Annotated in this window: 13 protein-coding genes; 10 read left to right on the top strand and 3 right to left on the bottom strand. The window is 66.3% G+C overall.

Going from position 1 to position 17,782, the window contains the following annotated elements:
* Position 1: 1 nt before the first annotated feature.
* From AC5P56_RS06725 to AC5P56_RS06735, 3 genes are read right to left on the bottom strand one after another with little or no spacing between them, the layout of a single operon-like run.
* A complete protein-coding gene (locus AC5P56_RS06725) occupies positions 2–1,639 on the bottom strand; it encodes a pseudouridine synthase (protein WP_126411172.1) in 1,638 nt (545 codons plus the stop codon).
* Positions 1,632–2,507: an SMC-Scp complex subunit ScpB gene (gene scpB / locus AC5P56_RS06730; protein ID WP_014647755.1), complete on the bottom strand. Its 876-nt coding sequence runs from the start codon at positions 2,505–2,507 to the stop codon at positions 1,632–1,634. The genes AC5P56_RS06725 and scpB overlap by 8 nt, the downstream gene beginning before the upstream one ends.
* A gap of 13 nt (positions 2,508–2,520) precedes the next feature.
* Complete coding sequence (locus AC5P56_RS06735; RefSeq protein ID WP_014647754.1) at positions 2,521–3,429, bottom strand: segregation and condensation protein A; 909 nt, start codon at positions 3,427–3,429, stop codon at positions 2,521–2,523.
* A gap of 375 nt (positions 3,430–3,804) precedes the next feature.
* On the opposite strand from AC5P56_RS06735, the gene AC5P56_RS06740 reads away from it, so the two are divergent.
* The 10 genes from AC5P56_RS06740 (at position 3,805) to AC5P56_RS06785 (ending at position 17,655) form a co-directional block, all read left to right on the top strand.
* Positions 3,805–4,104, top strand: a complete 300-nt coding sequence (locus tag AC5P56_RS06740) for a YciI family protein (RefSeq protein WP_014037825.1) — start codon at positions 3,805–3,807, stop codon at positions 4,102–4,104.
* Positions 4,101–4,376 carry a BolA family protein gene (locus AC5P56_RS06745; protein WP_014647753.1) on the top strand — a complete coding sequence of 92 codons (276 nt, stop codon included), beginning with the start codon at positions 4,101–4,103 and terminating at the stop codon, positions 4,374–4,376. Before AC5P56_RS06740 ends, AC5P56_RS06745 begins: the two co-directional genes overlap by 4 nt.
* A 148-nt stretch (positions 4,377–4,524) precedes the next feature.
* Positions 4,525–5,562 (top strand): LacI family DNA-binding transcriptional regulator, encoded by a 1,038-nt coding sequence (locus AC5P56_RS06750; RefSeq protein ID WP_049442422.1) that lies wholly within the window; start codon positions 4,525–4,527, stop codon positions 5,560–5,562.
* A 78-nt stretch (positions 5,563–5,640) separates the two neighbouring features.
* Positions 5,641–8,697 carry a TonB-dependent receptor gene (locus AC5P56_RS06755; protein WP_032960107.1) on the top strand — a complete coding sequence of 1,019 codons (3,057 nt, stop codon included), beginning with the start codon at positions 5,641–5,643 and terminating at the stop codon, positions 8,695–8,697.
* Positions 8,698–8,940: 243 nt separating this feature from the next.
* The gene (locus AC5P56_RS06760; RefSeq protein WP_014647750.1) at positions 8,941–10,545 is read left to right on the top strand and encodes a glucoamylase family protein; all 1,605 of its coding nucleotides are present in this window, start codon (positions 8,941–8,943) and stop codon (positions 10,543–10,545) included.
* Positions 10,546–10,549: 4 nt separating this feature from the next.
* Complete coding sequence (locus tag AC5P56_RS06765) at positions 10,550–11,890, top strand: sugar ABC transporter substrate-binding protein (RefSeq protein ID WP_495231503.1); 1,341 nt, start codon at positions 10,550–10,552, stop codon at positions 11,888–11,890.
* Positions 11,887–12,768, top strand: coding sequence for a carbohydrate ABC transporter permease (locus AC5P56_RS06770; RefSeq protein WP_005410323.1), 882 nt, complete (start codon positions 11,887–11,889; stop codon positions 12,766–12,768). The genes AC5P56_RS06765 and AC5P56_RS06770 overlap by 4 nt, the downstream gene beginning before the upstream one ends.
* Complete coding sequence (locus AC5P56_RS06775) at positions 12,765–13,601, top strand: carbohydrate ABC transporter permease (RefSeq protein WP_006456347.1); 837 nt, start codon at positions 12,765–12,767, stop codon at positions 13,599–13,601. The genes AC5P56_RS06770 and AC5P56_RS06775 overlap by 4 nt, the downstream gene beginning before the upstream one ends.
* Positions 13,598–16,765, top strand: a complete 3,168-nt coding sequence (locus AC5P56_RS06780; protein WP_288496568.1) for a discoidin domain-containing protein — start codon at positions 13,598–13,600, stop codon at positions 16,763–16,765. The genes AC5P56_RS06775 and AC5P56_RS06780 overlap by 4 nt, the downstream gene beginning before the upstream one ends.
* 2 nt (positions 16,766–16,767) lie before the next feature.
* Positions 16,768–17,655: an endonuclease/exonuclease/phosphatase family protein gene (locus AC5P56_RS06785; protein WP_495231504.1), complete on the top strand. Its 888-nt coding sequence runs from the start codon at positions 16,768–16,770 to the stop codon at positions 17,653–17,655.
* The last annotated feature ends 127 nt before the right edge of the window (positions 17,656–17,782 follow it).

The following is a 17,782-nucleotide window of genomic DNA, read 5'->3' on the forward strand; positions in this document are numbered from 1 at the left end:
ATCAGCCGCCGCGCGGGCCGCTGCGGCGCGGGCCGCCGGGACCGCGGTTGCCACCGGGGCCGCCCGGGCCTCGGTTGCCACCCGGACCACCGGGGCCACGGTTACCACCCGGGCCACGGTGGTTGCCACCGCCCGGACCGCGACCGCCCGGACGGGCGCCCTGTGCAGGCTTCGGGCTGCCATACGGGTTGAAGCCCGGCGTGGCGTGGTCGGACGGGAAGCTCGGCGCGTTGCCCGGATGACCGTACGGGTGCTTGTTGCCCTGGCCCTGCGAGCGGTTGCCCGCACCGGCCGGACGACCCTGGCCGCCTGCGCCGCCACGGCCTTCACCACCAAAGCCGCCACGGCCCTGGCCGCCACCGGCGCCTGCGCCCGGGCCCTTCGGCTTGCCGTACGGACGGCCCTGGCCGCCTGCACCCGGACCACGGGCACCGGGGCCGCGTGCGCCCGGGCCGGCGTTGCGATGGCCGCTCGGGCCGGTGCTCACGCCATCCGGCACGTACCAGGTGCGGAACGCGGCCGGATTGCCTTCCGGCAGCGAACGATCATTCTTCTGGGCGCGCTGCTTGAACGGCTTCTGCGACTGCTTGGCTGCCGCTTCACCGCTGACCGTCAGGCCGCCCTTGAAGCCGCCACCCTTGCCGCCGCGACCACGGCCGCGGTCTTCGCGGACGTTGTCGAAACGACGCAGCTCGCGGCCTTCGTCGGCGGTGTTGTGGCCGTTGACGTAGGCGTTGCCACGGCCACCTTCGCGCACGCGCACGGTGGTCTTGGCCGCGCGGCGCTGGCCGATCACCGGCTGCAGCGTCAGTGCCGACGGTGCGCCTTCTTCCAGCTTCAGCTGGGCGCGCAGGGCTTCAACCTGCGTGGTGCCCAGTTCCACCGAATGGCCACGGGCCAGTTCGCGCGGCAGGCTCACCTTGCCATAGCGGGTGCGCTTCAGGCGGCTGACCTGGCAGCCCTGCGACTCCCACAGCCGGCGCACTTCGCGGTTGCGGCCTTCCTTCACCACGACGCGGAACCAGTCGTGCGAATCGGTGCCGCCGATGCGTTCGATCTCATCGAACTTGGCCGGGCCGTCTTCCAGCGCGACGCCACGGGTGAGGCGGTCGACGATGGCGTCAGAGACCTTTTCCTCGCCTTCCGGCGCACGCACGCGCACCACGTACTCGCGCTCGACCTCGAACGACGGGTGCATCATGGCGTTGGCCAGCTCACCGTCGGTGGTGGCCAGCAGCAGGCCGGTGGTGTTGATGTCCAGGCGGCCGATGGCGATCCAGCGCGCGCCCTTCAGCGGCGGCAGCGACTCGAACACGGTCGGGCGGCCTTCCGGATCATCGCGGGTGGTCACTTCGCCTTCCGGCTTGTTGTAGACCAGCACGCGCGACGGCTCGGCCAGGGCGGTGGCGACGAAGCCGCGGCCATCCAGTTCGATCTTGTCGCCGCTCTTGACCGACATGCCGGTCTGCGCGACTTCACCGTTGACCTTGACCAGGCCTTCGGCGATGCGCTGTTCCAGCGCGCGGCGCGAGCCGAGGCCGGCCTGGGCGAGCACCTTGTGCAGGCGTTCTTCCAGCTTGAACTGTTCGGAGGTGGCTTCGCGCTTCAGCGAGAGCTTGTTACGGGGGGTGTCACTCATCAGTTTTGCTCCGGCCGACGGTTTCGAGGTCGGCCTCTGGTTCGGAATCGGCTTGGTCAACAGCCACGGTCGTCATCGCGACGGCGTTGTCTTCGCGTTCGTTCAGGGGCACCGCGCGCTCGCCCGGCGCGGAATCGGGGTGCCCATCATCGAGGGGCGAAGGTGCTTGCTCATCGGTGGCCGACGCAGGGGCTGCATCGGCGGAATCGGGGGTGTCACTGCCGGCCAGGCTGGCATCATCGTTCGCGGCAGCGCCATCGGCGCCGGCCGAGATGTCCGGACCCTCGGCACCGGCGACGGCCGGCGCATCGCGGTCCAGGGCAAGCTGCGGTTCCAGCTCGCCCAGGTCCTTCAGCTCCGACAGCGGCGGCAGTTCGTCCAGCCGCTTCAGCCCGAAGTAGTCCAGGAAGCCCTTGGTGGTGCCGAACAGCGCCGGTTTGCCGGGCACGTCGCGGTGGCCGACCACGCGGATCCACTCGCGTTCTTCCAGCGCCTGGATGATGTTGCTGCTGACCGCCACGCCGCGCACCTGTTCGATTTCGCCGCGGGTGATCGGTTGCCGGTAGGCGATCAGCGCCAGGGTTTCCAGGGTGGCACGGGTGTAGCGGGTCTTGCGTTCGGTCCACAGCCGGCTGATCCAGCCATGCACTTCGCCGGTGACCTGGTAGCGGAAGCCGGAGGCGACCTCGACCAGTTCCACGCCGCGGCCTTCGCAGGCCTCGCGCAGGCGTTCCAGCGCACGTTCGATGCTGCCCGGCGGTGCCGGTTCCTCTTCCGGGAACAGGTCCTTCAGCTGGGCCAGGGTGAGCGGCTGGCTGGAAGCCAGCAGGGCACCCTCGACAATGCGGTTGATCAGCGATTGATCCATCGGCAGTCAGCGCTCACTCGTCTGCATTGGCGTCGTCGTCGTTGTCGTCGAACTCGCTGCTGAACTGCAGCGGGGCATTGGTGTTGCCGGCCGCCAGCGACTTCACGTAGATCGGCGCCAGCGGTTCTTCCTGGACGATGTCCAGCAGCTGTTCCTTGGCCAGCTCCAGCACCGCCAGGAACGTGACCAGCACGCCCAGCTTGCCTTCTTCGGCGGTGAACAGCCCTTCAAAACGATAGAACTTGCCATCTTCCAGGCGTCCCAGCACTTCGCCCATGCGTTGCCGCACGCTCAGTGCCTCACGCTTGATGGCGTGGCCGCTGAACAGCTCGGCACGCTTGAGCACGTCGTGCAGGGCCAGCAGCATTTCCTTCAGGTCCACCGGCGGCGGCAGCTTCACCGTGGCACGTTCGGGCATGAAGGCATGTGCCACGGTGGTATCGCGGTCCTGGCGGGGCAGGGCGTCGATGTTCTCGGCGGCCTGCTTGAAGCGTTCGTACTCCTGCAGCCGGCGCACCAGTTCGGCGCGCGGGTCGGCTTCATCGCCTTCCTCGCTGACCGGGCGCGGCAGCAGCATCCGCGACTTCACCTCGGCCAGGATCGCGGCCATCACCAGGTATTCGGCCGCCAGCTCGAAGCGCAGCTCGCGCATCACGGTGATGTACTCCACGTACTGCCGGGTGATCTCGGCAACGGGAATGTCCAGTACATCCAGGTTCTGGCGGCGGATCAGGTACAGCAGCAGGTCCAGCGGGCCTTCAAAGGCATCCAGGATGACTTCCAGCGCGTCCGGCGGGATGTACAGGTCCTGCGGAATCTGCAGGACCGGTTGCCCATGCACCACGGCCAGCGGCATTTCCTGCTGCTGGGGGGCGGGCGGCCGGGTTGGCGGGTTCGCGTCGAGCGCGAGTTCGGAAGTCATCTAATGGAGATCAGGATTGCAACGGACCAGTCGCGGCACCGGGTTCGCCGGGCCAACGCCACGGAGCCCCAAGGCGCCAGACACGCCGGGATCGGCGCGATTCCACACATATCAAACAGCGGGACGCGCCGCGGTAAACGGCAGCGACAGAACTACGGGGAGGTCGTCTACGTGGCCCGGCCGGGTGGTCCGGTTTGAAGCAGCGGGACGGTCGTCGGGGGCTGCGTTGGCCGCAAAAACCGACGGGCCGCTGCATCCAGCCACGTGCAATGGAGTCTAGGGTAAGCCTTTGCCGCGCCAGTGTCCAGCCGGACCGGGGCGGGGGCTGCATTGGCTAGAATCTGCGGACCCGACAACGCAAGCGAGGAAATGCCGGTGTGGTATGTGATCGAAGGGTATGACGGCCAGGATGTGCTGGCGCAGCGGCTGCAGGCGCGGCCGGAACACCTGGCGCGGCTGCACGCGCTGCGCGACGAGGGACGCCTGCTGCTGGCCGGCCCGTGCCCGGCGGTGGACAGTGAAGACCCGGGCCCGGCCGGTTTCAGCGGCTCGGTGGTGATCGCGCAGTTCGAGTCGTTGCCGCAGGCCCAGGCCTGGGCCGATGCCGACCCGTACGTGGCTGCCGGCGTCTACACCCGCGTGCAGGTACGCCCGTTCCGCAAGGTCCTGCCGTGAACGCGGAACGGATCGAGCGGATCCGTGATGCGCTGCAGCAGGCGCTGGCACCCAGCGTGCTCGAGATCGAGGATGACAGCCATCGCCATGCCGGCCATGCCGGCGCGCGCGACGGGCGCGGCCATTTCAACGTTCATGTGGTGAGTGAACGCTTCGCCGGACTGGCTCCGTTGGCCCGGCATCGCGCGGTCTATGCCGCGCTGGGGTCGATGATGGACACCGATATCCACGCGCTGTCCATCCGCGCACATACCCCGTCAGAACAGGGCTGAGCCCTTGTCCCGCACTGTCCTGGCGGGTCCGCAAGGGCCTGGCCACGGACAGGTTTTCATGTCCATTTCGGGACATCCGCCTAACGGACTGTTTACAAGCCCAGATGGAAACGCTTACATTCCGCGCCAATGCTGGTAGGTCCAAGCCGTGGAGGGCGGCTTCGTGAACAAGGCAGCTATCACAATCAAAGACGTCGCACGCGAAGCCCGGGTCTCCGTGGCCACGGTTTCCCGCGCGCTCAACGGGCATGAAAATGTCGCCGAACCGGTCCGCCAGCTTGTGCTGGAGGTGGCCGCACGGCTGCGTTACACCCCGCATGCCGCCGCCCGCAGCCTGAGCAGCCGCCGCACCAATACGGTGGGCGTGGTGCTGCCTGACCTGTACGGCGAATTCTTCTCCGAACTGATGCGCGGCATCGACGGCGTGGCCCGCAACCGCCGCCAGCACCTGCTGGTGTCCAGCTACCACGGCGACCAGGAACAGCAGGGCGCCGCCCTGCGTGCCATGCGCGGCCGCGTCGACGGCCTGCTGGTGCTCTCGCCCTATGCCGAGAGCCCGGGCTTCCTGACCGACAACCTGCCGCAGTCGCTGCCGACGGTGTTGATCAACACCTATCTGCCCGGGCAGGACCATCCGGTGCTCAGCATCGACGACCACGCCGGTGCGATGGCGATGACCCGCCACCTGCTGGACGCCGGCCACCGCCGCATTGCCTTCATTTCTGGCCCGGACCTCAACTTCGACGCGCGCGAGCGCCTGCGCGGCTTCCGTGACGCGCTGGTAGCGTTTGGCAGTGACGCCGAGGGCATCGAGCTGCCCGGTGATTTCGACGAAGCTTCCGGCCATCGCGCCGGTCAGGAGTTGCTGGCAGCCGGAGCGCTGCCCGATGCCGTGTTCGCCGCCAACGACATGATGGCCCTGGGCTGCCTGTATGCGTTCACGCAGGCTGGTGTCCGTGTGCCGGCCGATGTTGCCCTGGCAGGTTTCGATGACATTCCACTGGCGCGTTTCGTCCACCCGTCGCTGACCACCATGCAGGTCAGCATCGCCGAGCTCGGCGACCGGGCCATGACGCGTCTGATGCAGTTGATGGACGGCACCTCCACGGATGGGACAGGGGACAAGCAGACCCTGGTTCCCCGCTTGATAGTTCGCGATTCCACCACTCCGCCATCCGGCCATTGAAGCCAGAGGCGTTCCTTCTTTTTTTTGACTGATCGCAGGGACCGCGCAAGCGGTTACCGCCACCCGGAGATTGAGTTGATGATGCATACCACCTTCCGCATGCCGGCGCGCCGGCTGCTGAGCACCGCACTGGTCAGCTGCCTGATGCTGGCTGCCGCCCCCAACGTCATGGCGCAGTCGGCCAACGCCAGCCTGCGCGGCCAAGTTGCCGGCGCCCAGGCAGGTACCGAAGTGACCGCCACCAACGTGGCCACCGGTACCGTCCGCCGTGGCACCATCCGCGCCGACGGCAGCTACTCGCTGATGGGCCTGGACCCGGGTACCTATGACGTGGTTGCCAACGGCCAGACCCAGAAGGTCACCGTCACCGTGGCCTCGACCGCGACGCTGAACTTTGCCGGTGCCGCCAGCAGCACCCCCGGTTCGACCGCGGCCACCAACCTGGACACCGTCAACGTCGTCGCGCCGACCCTGCTGCAGGAAGTGCGCACCTCCGAAGTCGGCAAGACCGTCAGCCTGCAGCAGATCCAGACCACCCCGCAGGTGTCGCGCAACTTCCTGGAGTTCGCCGACGCGGTGCCAGGCCTGATCTTCACCCGCGATGCCAAGGGCAACACCTCGCTGCGCGGCGGCGCCACCAATGCCGACGGCACCAACGTGTACATCGACGGCGTAGGCCAGAAGAGCTACGTCAAGGGCGGCGGCGTGGCCGGCCAGTCCGGCAGCGCCGGCAACCCGTTCCCGCAGCTGGCCATCGGCGAATACAAGGTCATCAGCGGCAACTACAAGGCCGAGTACGGCCAGGTGTCGAGCGCCGCCGTGACGGCTGCGACCAAGTCCGGCACCAATGAGTTCAAGGGCGAGGCGTTCTACCGCTACACCGATGAAGACATGCGTGCCAAGACCCCGGCAGAGCGCCAGGGTGGCAAGGAAAAGATGGTCTCGGCCGAGAAGGAATACGGCTTCGCCCTGGGCGGCCCGATCATCCAGGACAAGGCGCACTTCTTCGTGACCTACGAAGCCAAGCGCTTCGACCTGCCGGTCACCATCGCGCCGGATGGCGCGGTCACCGGCGCTGCCGGCCTGCTGCCGCCCGCCGGTGCCGCCGGCCTCGGCCCGGCCAGCCAGCCGTTCCAGCAGGATCTGATCTTCGGCAAGATCGACTTCGAGCCGACCGACAACGACCGCATCGAGCTGACCTTCCAGGACCGCGACGAAACCCAGTCGCAGTTCAGCGGCCAGACCTCGCCGGAAGCCGGCCGTGAAGTGGTCAACACCGACCGTCGTTATGCCCTGCGCTGGAACCACAGCGGTGAGCGCTACTACAACGAGTTGATGGTCACCCACGAAGATTCGTTCAACAATCCGACCCCGCTGACGCTGGCCAACGGCATCACCTACACCGCACCGGACGGCCCGGAAGACCGCACCATCGTGAAGATCGGTGGCGCCTCGGCACTGGATTCGCAGGTGAAGGGCCAGAAGGGCTGGTCGATCGAAGACAACCTGACCCTGGATGGCATCCAGTGGGCGGGCGACCACACCATCAAGATGGGCGTGAAGTACAAGCAGATCGACCTGTACGCGTCCGATGCGGCGCAGATCAACCCGACCTTCACCTACTCGCTGGGTGATCCGGACTTCCCCGATTCCATTCCGTACAAGGCGCAGTTCGTCAAGCCGGTGACCGGCGTGACCGGCGTGTCCGGCGAAGTGCGTTCGAAGTCCAAGCAGTACGGCGTGTTCATCCAGGACGACTGGCAGGTCAATGACCACCTGCAGCTGAACATCGGCCTGCGCTGGGACTACGAAAAGACCCCGTCCTACCTGGACTTCGTGACCCCGCAGCAGGTGGTCGACGCCATCTATTCGCAGGATCCGCGCGCTCCGGCCGGCCAGACCTATGCCGATTCGCTGGCACTGGGCGGCCTGGACATCAGCGACTACATCAGCAACGGTCACAACCGCAAGGCATTCAAGGATGCCTGGCAGCCGCGCCTGGGCTTCTCGTATGACATCAATGCCGACGAGCAGCACGTGATCCATGGTGGTGCCGGCCGTTCCTACGACCGTGACCTGTTCGACAACCTGCAGCTGGAAACCACCAAGCTGGCCCTGCCGCAGCCGACCATCTACTTCCGCAACCCGGCCACCGGCGCCTGCATCAACGGCCAGGCCGCCTGCTATGACTGGAACCCGAACCTGCTCAACGGCATCGGCAACCTGCAGGCACTGGTCGGCGCGACCAGCAATGCCGGCCTGGAAGTGGACCTGCTGAACAACAAGCTGAAGGCGCCGTACTCGGATCAGTTCAGCCTGGGCATGAGCAACCAGATCGGCGACTGGCTGACCGACGCCACCATCGCTCGAACCCTGAGCTACGACGGCTTCGCCTTCACCCTGGGCAACCGCTACCCGACCGGCCAGTTCTTCGATGATCCGCGCCTGTGTGGTGGCACCTCCCCGGGCCTGAGCCAGGCTTGGAGCTGCAACGTGCCGGGCTTCGGCAGCCTGATCATCGGCCAGCAGGGCATCAAGACCCGTGCCACCCAGGTCCTGCTGTCGGCACAGAAGCCGTTCACCAAGGAAAGCGGTTGGGGCACCTCGATCGCCTATACCTGGACCACCGCGCGCCACAACCGTGACATCAACGAGAAGTACGCCTTTGATCGCGGTCTGATCGGTGATTACCCGACCATCCGTTCCAACGGCGCGCCGCGCCACCGCCTGGTGGTGACCGGTTCGTACGCGGGCTTCTGGGGCATCACCTTCGGCGGCAAGATCACCCTGGCCACCCCGACCGCCGTCAACGACTGGTACCCGGTGATGCAGGCCAGCGGCTACACGCTGCCGACTCCGCAGGCGGCCGTGCCCAACGCAACCGGCAAGTTCCTGGTGGGCGGCAAGATCTTCGGCTACCGTTCGGTCGACCTGCAGGCGACGAAGACGTTCAAGATGCCGGGCAACACTGAGCTGTACGCCCGCCTGGACATCATCAACGTGTTCAACTTCGACAACTTCTCCACCTACAACTACGTCAAGACCAACGGCAAGCTGCAGGCCAGCTACAACGAGACCGGCGACATCATCGGTACTCCGCGCCAGGTCAAGGCCGAAGTGGGCTTCCGCTTCTAAGCCCGGGCGGTGATGCATGACCCGATGCCGCCGGCTCGCTGGCGGCATCGGTGAAAACGGCAATGGCCGGCCCCGTGCCGGTCCATTGCCCACGCCGCTGCCGGCCAGGGGGCAGCGGCGTGGGCAATGATCGCGGTGTCAGGCCACGTTTTTCGTGGTTTTTTAAGCACACACCTTGTAAACGATTTCAGATCATTGGACGGTATGCTTTCCCATCGATCAGACCACCGGAGGAACCGCGCCATGCAGGCACGCCATCTGTTGTCCGCCGCAGCGCTGAGCCTGGCCGTGGCCGCCTGCCAGCCGGCCCAGCAGGAACCTGCCAAACCGCGCCCGCCGGTGATCCTGATCGAGGCCGATGCACCGCCTCGGCCCATGAAGCCTGAGCTGCCGCCGCTGTTCGATGACATCGAGCGCCGCACCTTCCAGTTCTTCTGGGATACCACCAACGAGGTCAACGGGCTGACCCCGGACCGCTACCCGTCGCGGCCGTTCGCCAGCATCGCCTCGGTCGGCTTCGCGCTGACCGCCTATCCGATCGGCATCGAGAACGGCTGGGTCAGCCGCAACCAGGCGATCGACCGCACGCTGACCACGCTGAAGTTCTTCCGCGACGTGCCGATGGGCCCGCAGCGCACCGGCAAGGCCGGTTACAAGGGCTTCTACTACCACTTCCTGGACATGCAGGAAGGCCGTCGCTACGACAGCTGGGTCGAGCTGTCATCGGTGGATACCGCGCTGCTGATGATGGGCGTGCTGTTCGCGCAGTCGTACTACGACGGTGATGATCCGCGCGAGAAGGAAATCCGCCAGATCGCCGATACGTTGTACAAGAAGGTCGACTGGCCGTGGCTGCAGCAGCGTGCACCGCTGATCTCGATGGGCTGGTTCCCGGAGAGCGGTTTCATCGACCACGACTGGATGGGCTACAACGAGGCGATGATGGTGTACATCCTCGCCCTGGGCTCGCCGACGCACCCGGTCAGCCCGGACGCGTGGACGGTGTGGACGCGTACCTACGACAACGACTGGGGCGTCTACCAGGGCCAGGAATACCTGTCCTTCGGCCCGCTGTTCGGCCACCAGTACAGCCACGTCTGGATCGACTTCCGCGACATCCAGGACGCTTACATGCGCGAGCGCGGCAGCACCTATTTCCTCAACAGCCGGTCGGCCGCGCTGGCCCAGCGCGAATATGCCATCGCCAACCCGATGCAGTGGAAGGAGTATGGCGAGAACGTGTGGGGCCTGACCGCCAGCGATGGTCCGCAGAACACCACGCAGGAGTACCGCGGCGAGCAGCGCCAGTTCCGCCACTACTCCTCGCGCGGCGCCGGCCTGCGCGAGAACTTCGATGACGGCACCATCGCCCCGACCGCTGCGATCGCCTCGGTGGTGTTCGCCCCCGAGCAGGTGATCCCGGCCACGCTGGAGATGCACAAGCGCTTTGGCGACTACATCTATTCCAGCTACGGCTTCCTGGATTCGTTCAACCCCAGCTTCAACTACGACATCCCGATCAAGACCGGTCGCCTGGTTCCCGATCGCGGCTGGGTCGCCAGCGACTACATCGCCATCGACCAGGGCCCGATCCTGACCATGATCGCCAACTACCGCGATGACTTCGTCTGGGAAGTGATGAAGAAGAACCCGTACATCCGCAAGGGCCTGGAGCGGGCCGGGTTCAGCGGTGGCTGGCTGGCGCCGGAAGGCTCGTTCCAGCCGCTGGAACTGCAGAAAGACGAAAAGGCCGCGGCAGCACGCGCGGTGGGTATCGCCGAATCACGCGCGGCTGCCGCGCAGGAACAGAAGAACAATGCCAACCGCACCACAGGCCAGGGCAAGTAGCCCAATGCCGAACTGGATCGACCGCCTGCGCCGCTGGGCGCTGCCTGCCCTGGCCGCGTTGGCCGTGGCCGGCTGCGCCCGTACCGAACCGGGCACCACCACCGTGCGCTTCTGGGCGATGGGCCGCGAAGCCGAGGTGGTCAGCGAGCTGATCCACGAATTCGAGGCCGAAAACCCCGGCATCAAGGTGGATGTGCAGAACATCCCGTGGACCGCTGCGCATGAGAAGCTGCTGACCGCGTTCGCCGCCGACGGCCTGCCGGACGTGTGCCAGCTTGGCAACACCTGGGTGCCGGAGTTCGCCGAACTCGACGCGCTGACCCCGCTGCAGCCGTTCGTGCAGCGCTCCACCGTGGTCGACCCGAAGGACTACTTCCAGGGCATCTGGGATACCAACGTGATCCACGGCGGGCTGGTCGGCGTGCCGTGGTACGTCGATACGCGCCTGATCTACTACCGCAAGGACCTGCTGGCCAAGGCCGGCTACGACCACCCGCCGCGTACGTGGCAGGAATGGGAAGAGCAGATGGCGGCGATCAAGCGCATGCAGGGCCCGAGCCGCTACGCGGTGCTGATGCCGATCAACGAGTTCGAGCAGCAGCTGTCGCTGGCCTTGCAGCAGCCCGACCCGCTGCTGCGTGACGACGACACCCGGGGCAATTTCTCCAGCCCGGGGTTCCGCCGCACGCTGGGCTTCTACGCCAACATGTTCGAGCAGGGCTGGGCGCCGAAGATGTCCGAGACGCAGATCTCCAATGTCTGGGACGAATTCTTCCGCGGCTTCAACGTGTTCTACATCTCCGGCCCCTGGAACATCCGCGAGTTCAAGAAGCTGCAGCCGAAGGAACTGGAAGGGCAGTGGGGCACCGCCGCGCTGCCGGGGCCGGACGGTCCGGGCGCGGGCATCGCCGGTGGTACCAGCCTGGTGATCTTCCGCAAGTCGCAGCAGAAGGAGGCGTCCTGGAAGCTGATCGAATTCCTGTCGCGGCCGGAAATCCAGGCACGCTTCCATTCGATCATTGGCGACCTGCCGCCGCGCCGCAGTGCGTGGAACACGCCGTCGCTGGCCAATGACCCGCTGGCGGCCGCGTTCCGCGATCAGCTGGAGCGGGTCAGGCCGACGCCGAAGGTGCTCGAATGGGAGCGCATCGTGCAGGAAATGCGCATCGTCACCGAAAAGGTGGTGCGCGGTGGCCTGCCGCAGGACAAGGCCGTGGAAGAGCTGGACCAGCGCGTGGACAAGGTGCTGGTCAAGCGCCGCTGGATGCATGAACAACAACGCCTGCAGGAGCGCGCGCCGTCGCCGCAATCGAGCAGCGCCGTGGCCGCCGGGAGGGCGCAATGAAACGTACTTCGCTGGCCGGCTGGATCTTCGCCGGCCCCTCGCTGATCGTGCTGGGCGTGTTCTTCGGCCTGCCGGTCGCCTCGGCGCTTGCACTGAGCGTGACCGACTTCGACCTCTATGCACTGGCCGATAGCAGCAACCTGCGCTTCGTCGGCCTGGGCAACTACATCGACCTGCTGCAGACGCCGATGTTCTGGAAGTCGCTGTGGAACACCACCTACTTCGTGCTGATCGGCGTGCCGTTGTCGATCGGCGTGTCGCTGGGCGCGGCGATGCTGCTCAATGCACCGGCCGCGCGCTTCAAGGCCCTGTTCCGCACGGCCCTGTTCGCGCCGGTGGTGACCACGCTGGTGGCGGTGGCGGTGATCTGGCGCTACCTGTTCCATACCAGCTATGGCCTGGTGAACTACGGCCTGGGCCATCTGGGCATCAGCCCGATCGACTGGCTGGGTGATCCCAACTGGGCGATGCCGACCATCATGCTGTTCGCGGTGTGGAAGAACTTCGGCTACAACATGGTGATCTTCCTGGCCGGCCTGCAGGCGATCCCGCATGACCTGTACGAAGCGGCGCGCATCGATGGTGCCTCGCGCTGGAAGCAGTTCCTGCACATCACCCTGCCGATGCTCGGCCCGGTGCTGCTGGTGGTCGGGGTGATTACCGTGTCCGGCTACTTCCAGCTGTTCGCCGAACCCTACGTGATGACCCGCGGCGACCCACTGCAGAGCACCGTCAGCGTGCTGTATTTCATGTTCGAGGAAGGCTTCAAGTGGTGGAACCTGGGACGTGCCTCCGCCGTGGCGTTCCTGCTGTTCCTGATCATCCTGGCGGTGACCACCGTGATGCTGCGTTTCGGCCGCAAGAGGCAGTTGGTATGAGTCGTGAAATCGGCCAGTCGCGCTGGTACCCGTGGATGATCAATGGTGCGTTGCTGGTGCTGGCCCTGGTCAGCCTGGCACCGCTGCTGTGGATGGTCTCGGTCTCGTTCATGCCGCAGGGCGAGGCCAGCCATTTCCCGCCGCCGCTGCTGCCTTCGAGCATCACCACGCACAACTACCATGAACTGTTCGCGCGCACCGGCATGGGCGGCAACTTTGCCAACAGCCTGCTGGTGTCGCTGGGCATCACGATCGGCTCGCTGCTGCTCAACACCATGGCCGGTTACGCTTTCGCCAAGCTCAACTTCGTCGGCCGCGAGCGCCTGTTCCAGGTACTGATGGCGGCGCTGGTGATTCCAGCGCAGGTGGCGATGCTGCCACTGTTCCTGCTGATGAAGCAGCTGGGGCTGGTCAACAGCTTCGGCGGCGTGATCGTGCCGGCGCTGGCCAGCGTGTTCGGCATCTTCCTGGTACGCCAGTACGCACGTTCGATCCCGGACGAACTGCTGGAAGCGGCGCGCATCGACGGGGCAGGGGAGCTGCGCATCTTCTTCCAGATCGTGCTGCCGATGCTCAAGCCGGTGCTGGTGACCCTGGCGATCTTCACCTTCATGGGCGCATGGAACGATTTCATGTGGCCGCTGATCGTGTTGACCGACCAGGAGCACTACACTTTGCCGGTGGCGCTGGCCACCCTCTCGCGCGAACACATCATGGACGTGGAAATGATGATGGCTGGCGCGGTGGTCACCGTGGTTCCGGTGCTGGCGCTGTTCCTGGTGCTGCAGCGGTACTACATCCAAGGTCTGTTGCTGGGGAGCGTCAAGGGATGAAGCGAGCGATCGCCGTTGGACTGGGACTGTTGTGGACCTCCCTGGCGATCGCCGCACCACCGGCACTGCCGGCGCCGAAGGTGCTGGACGACTTCGACGATATCGGCGCCTGGAAACTGGTGCTGTCCGACCAGGTCAGTGGTTCGCTGCGGCCGGTCAGCGGCGCCGGCGGCGGCCGTGCCCTGTGCCTGGACTATGATTTCCACAAGGTCTCCGGCTACGTCGGCATCCGCCGCGCGCTGAACATCGACTACCCGGTCAACTACCGTTTCGGCTTCCAGCTGCGTGGTGATTCGCCGGCCAACGACCTGCAGTTCAAGCTGATCGATGCCAGCGGCGACAACGTCTGGTGGGTCAACCGCCCGGGCTACAGCTTCCCCAAGGCGTGGACACCGGTCGAATACCGGCGTCGCCAGATCGACAAGGCGTGGGGGCCGTCGCCCGAGAAGGAGATGGCGCGCAGCGCCGCGGTCGAGTTCACGATCTACAGCAAGGTCGGTGGCCGCGGCACGGTGTGCTTCGACAAGCTGACCCTGCAGGGCCTGCCACCGCAGGATGATTCGGCACTGGTGCCATCGGTCATCGCCGATACCGCCACCGCGCTGCAGGACCGCATGATCGATGGCAAGGGCGATACGTTCTGGATCAGCGGCGGGGTCAAGCAGCAGACCATCAGCCTCGACCTGCACAAGAGCCGCGAGATCGGCGGTGCGGTGATCGACTGGCTGCCGAACCTGGAAGCCAATCGTTACACCGTGCGGACGTCCGAAGATGGCCGGGACTGGCGCACTGTGCGCGAGGTGACCGGCGGTGCGGGTGGCCGCGACTGGCTGGCGCTGCCGGACACCGACGCACGCTACGTGCGTTTCGATCTGCTCGATGGCCCGAACTGGCGCTATGGCATCCGTGACATCACGCTCAAGCCGCTGGCGTTCGCCGCCACGCCGAACGCCTTCCTGTCCTCGGTGGCGGCCGACCTGCCGCGCGGTTCGCTGCCGCGTGCGTATGTGGGCGAACAGCCGTACTGGACCCTGCTCGGCCTCGATGGCGGCCAGGAACAGGCGCTGATCAGCGAGGACGGTGCGCTGGAGCCGGCCAAGGGCAGCTTCAGCATCGAGCCGTTCATCCGCCTCGACGGCAAGCTGCTGGACTGGTCGAAGGTGGCCACTACCCAGTCGCTGCAGGACCACTATCTTCCGATCGCCAACGTCGACTGGGTGCACGAGAAGGCCGGCCTGGCGGTGACCAGCTTCGTGCAGGGCACGCCGGAGCGCGCGCAGTTGATCGGCCGCTACCGGCTGAGCAATCCGGACAAGGTGGCGCACGAGTACACCCTGGCGCTGGCGATCCGCCCCTGGCAGGTCAACCCGCCGACCCAGTTCCTCAACACCGTCGGCGGCTTCAGCCGCATCGATGCGCTGGACGTGGGCGAACAGCTGGTACGCATCAACGGCGAGCCGCGCATCTATCCACTGCAGGTGCCCGATGCCCGTTTCGCCAGCACGTTCGATGGCAAGCTCGATGCGATGCATCTTGCGTCCGGAAAGTATCCGGCCACTACGGCAGTGAAGGACAGTACCGGCATGGCGTCCGGTGCGCTGCTGTATACGATCAAGCTGGAACCCGGGCAGAGCCGCGAAGTGGCAGTGGTGCTGCCGCAGACCGGGAGCTGGGCGCCGCAGGCGCTGGACGTGGCCAAGGCGCAGGCGCAGGTGGCCGAACAGTGGCGGCACGCGCTGGGCGTGGTCTCGCTGCAGGTGCCGGCGGCAGGCCAGGCCCTGGTCGACACCCTGCGCACCGCCGTGGCGCACATGCTGATCTCGCGGGTCGGCCCGCGCCTGCAGCCGGGCACGCGCTCGTACGCGCGCAGCTGGATCCGCGACGGCGCGATGATTTCCGAAGGCCTGCTGCGCATGGGGCGCAGCGATGCCGTGCGTGACTACATCAACTGGTATGCGCCTTACCAGTTCGAGAACGGCAAGGTGCCGTGCTGTGTCGATGCGCGCGGCAGCGACCCGGTGCCGGAGAATGACAGCCACGGTGAGCTGATCTACAGCATCGCCGAATATGGGCGCTATACCGGCGACAGCACCTTCGCCGAGCTGATGTGGCCGCACGTGCAGGGCGCCTACAGCTACATGGAGCAGCTGCGTGCCAGCGAGCGTACCGAAGAGAACCGTGCGCGCAATCCGGCGTTCTACGGGATGATGCCGGCCTCGATCAGCCACGAAGGCTATTCGGCCAAGCCGATGCATTCGTACTGGGATAATTTCTGGGCGTTGCGCGGCTACAAGGACGCAGCATCGCTGGCGGCCCAGCTGGGCAAGGTCGAAGCGATGCAGATCGCCGAGTCGCGTGACCAGTTCCGTGATGACCTGCAGGCGTCACTGCTGTCGGCGATGCAGCAGCACAACATCGACTACCTGCCGGGCTCGGCCGAGCTGGGCGATTTCGACGCGACCTCGACCACCATCGCGCTGGCGCCGGGCGGCGAGCAGGGCCGGCTGTCGCAGCAGGCGTTGGAGGCGACCTTCGAGCGCTACTGGAAGGAATTCGTGGCCCGCCGCGATGGCAAGCGCGAGTGGAAGGACTACACGCCGTACGAATGGCGCAACGTGGCCGCCTTCGTTCGCCTGGGCTGGCGCGATCGCGCCTGGCAGGCGACCGAGTTCTTCTTCAAGGACCGTGCGCCGCAGGCCTGGAACCAGTGGGCCGAAGTGGTCTCGCGCACGCCGCGCAAGCCGTTCTTCGTCGGTGACCTGCCGCATGCCTGGGTCGCCTCGGACTTCGTGCGCTCGGCCCTGGACATGTTCGCCTACAGTCGTGACATGGACGATGCGCTGGTGTTGGCCGCCGGCATCCCGACGGCCTGGCTGCAGGGCGAGGGCATTGCCGTGCAGGGCCTTCGCACGCCGCAGGGCCAGCTCAATTACCGCCTGCAGCGCAGCGACAAGCAGCTGGTGCTGGAGGTGCAGCCGGGCCTGGTGCCACCGGTCGGTGGCGTGGTGTTGCCGTGGCCGTACGCCGGTGATCCGGGCGAGGCGACCATCAACGGCGAAGCGGCCGAATGGATCAACAAGGAACTGCACGTGCACCAGCTGCCGGCACGGGTCGAGATCGATGTACCGGGCGCGGTGCGCCGCGCCGAGCGCAAGGGGCAGTAACGATGAAGCAACAAGGGGAGGGAGCGCGTGCGACGGTGCGCGCCCTGGGGCTGGCCATTGCATTGGTATTGCCAGGGCTGACGCTGGCGGCGGTGCCGCAGGTCGCATCGCCAGCGGTGGACATCGCCAGCGCGCCAGGCATGAGCATGGTCACCTTCAACCTCCATCATGACCGCGAAGACTGGCCAAGCCGCCGCCGTACCATCCTGGCCGAACTCAAGCGCCTGCAGCCCGATGCCATCGCGCTGCAGGAGGTGATCCAGCGCCGCAACGTGCGCAACCAGGCGCAGTGGCTGGCCAGCCAACTCGGCTACAAGTACGTATTCGTGTCCACCGATCCGGTGGGTGCGCCGAAGCGTTACGGCAATGCGTTGCTGACCCGGCGGCCGATCCTCGCCCAGGGGGACCATCTGCTGCTGCCATTGGACGACTACCGCACGGTGGCCCACCTGCGCATCGACGTCGACGGCACGCCGGTGAACGTCTACGCCACGCATCTCAACGAGCGCAACGACGAGAGTGGTCAGCGCATCCGCCGTACCCAGGTCGAGGACCTGCTGCGCTTCATCACCGCTACCTCGGCCGGCGCGCCGGTGGTGATCGCGGGCGACTTCAATGCGCTGGTGGACGCAGGTGACCTGAGCGAGCTGCGCAGCCATTACGGCGACAGCTATGGCAGCGTGCACGTCAACACCGACCTGGCCGGGGTCAGCACCTTGAACCGGCACTATTACCAGGCACCTTCGCGTATCGACCACATCTTCTTCCAGCAGGACCGGATGGTCGCGCGCGAAGCGAAGCTCCTGTTCGACCAGCCCGATGACAGCGGTCGCTGGGCCTCGGACCACTACGGCGTGTGGACCCGGTTGCAGTTCGCGCCGACGCGCTGATGTCCTGGTAGGTGCCAACCTTGGTTGGCACGGACGTGTCCGCGTTCGCTCGAACAACGGCGTCAACCAAGGTTGGCCTCTACCAGAGCGCTGCGCGCGCCCGGCGCACAAACAGAAACGGCGGGGA

Source organism: Stenotrophomonas sp. YJH_SMC_131 (assembly GCF_059367975.1).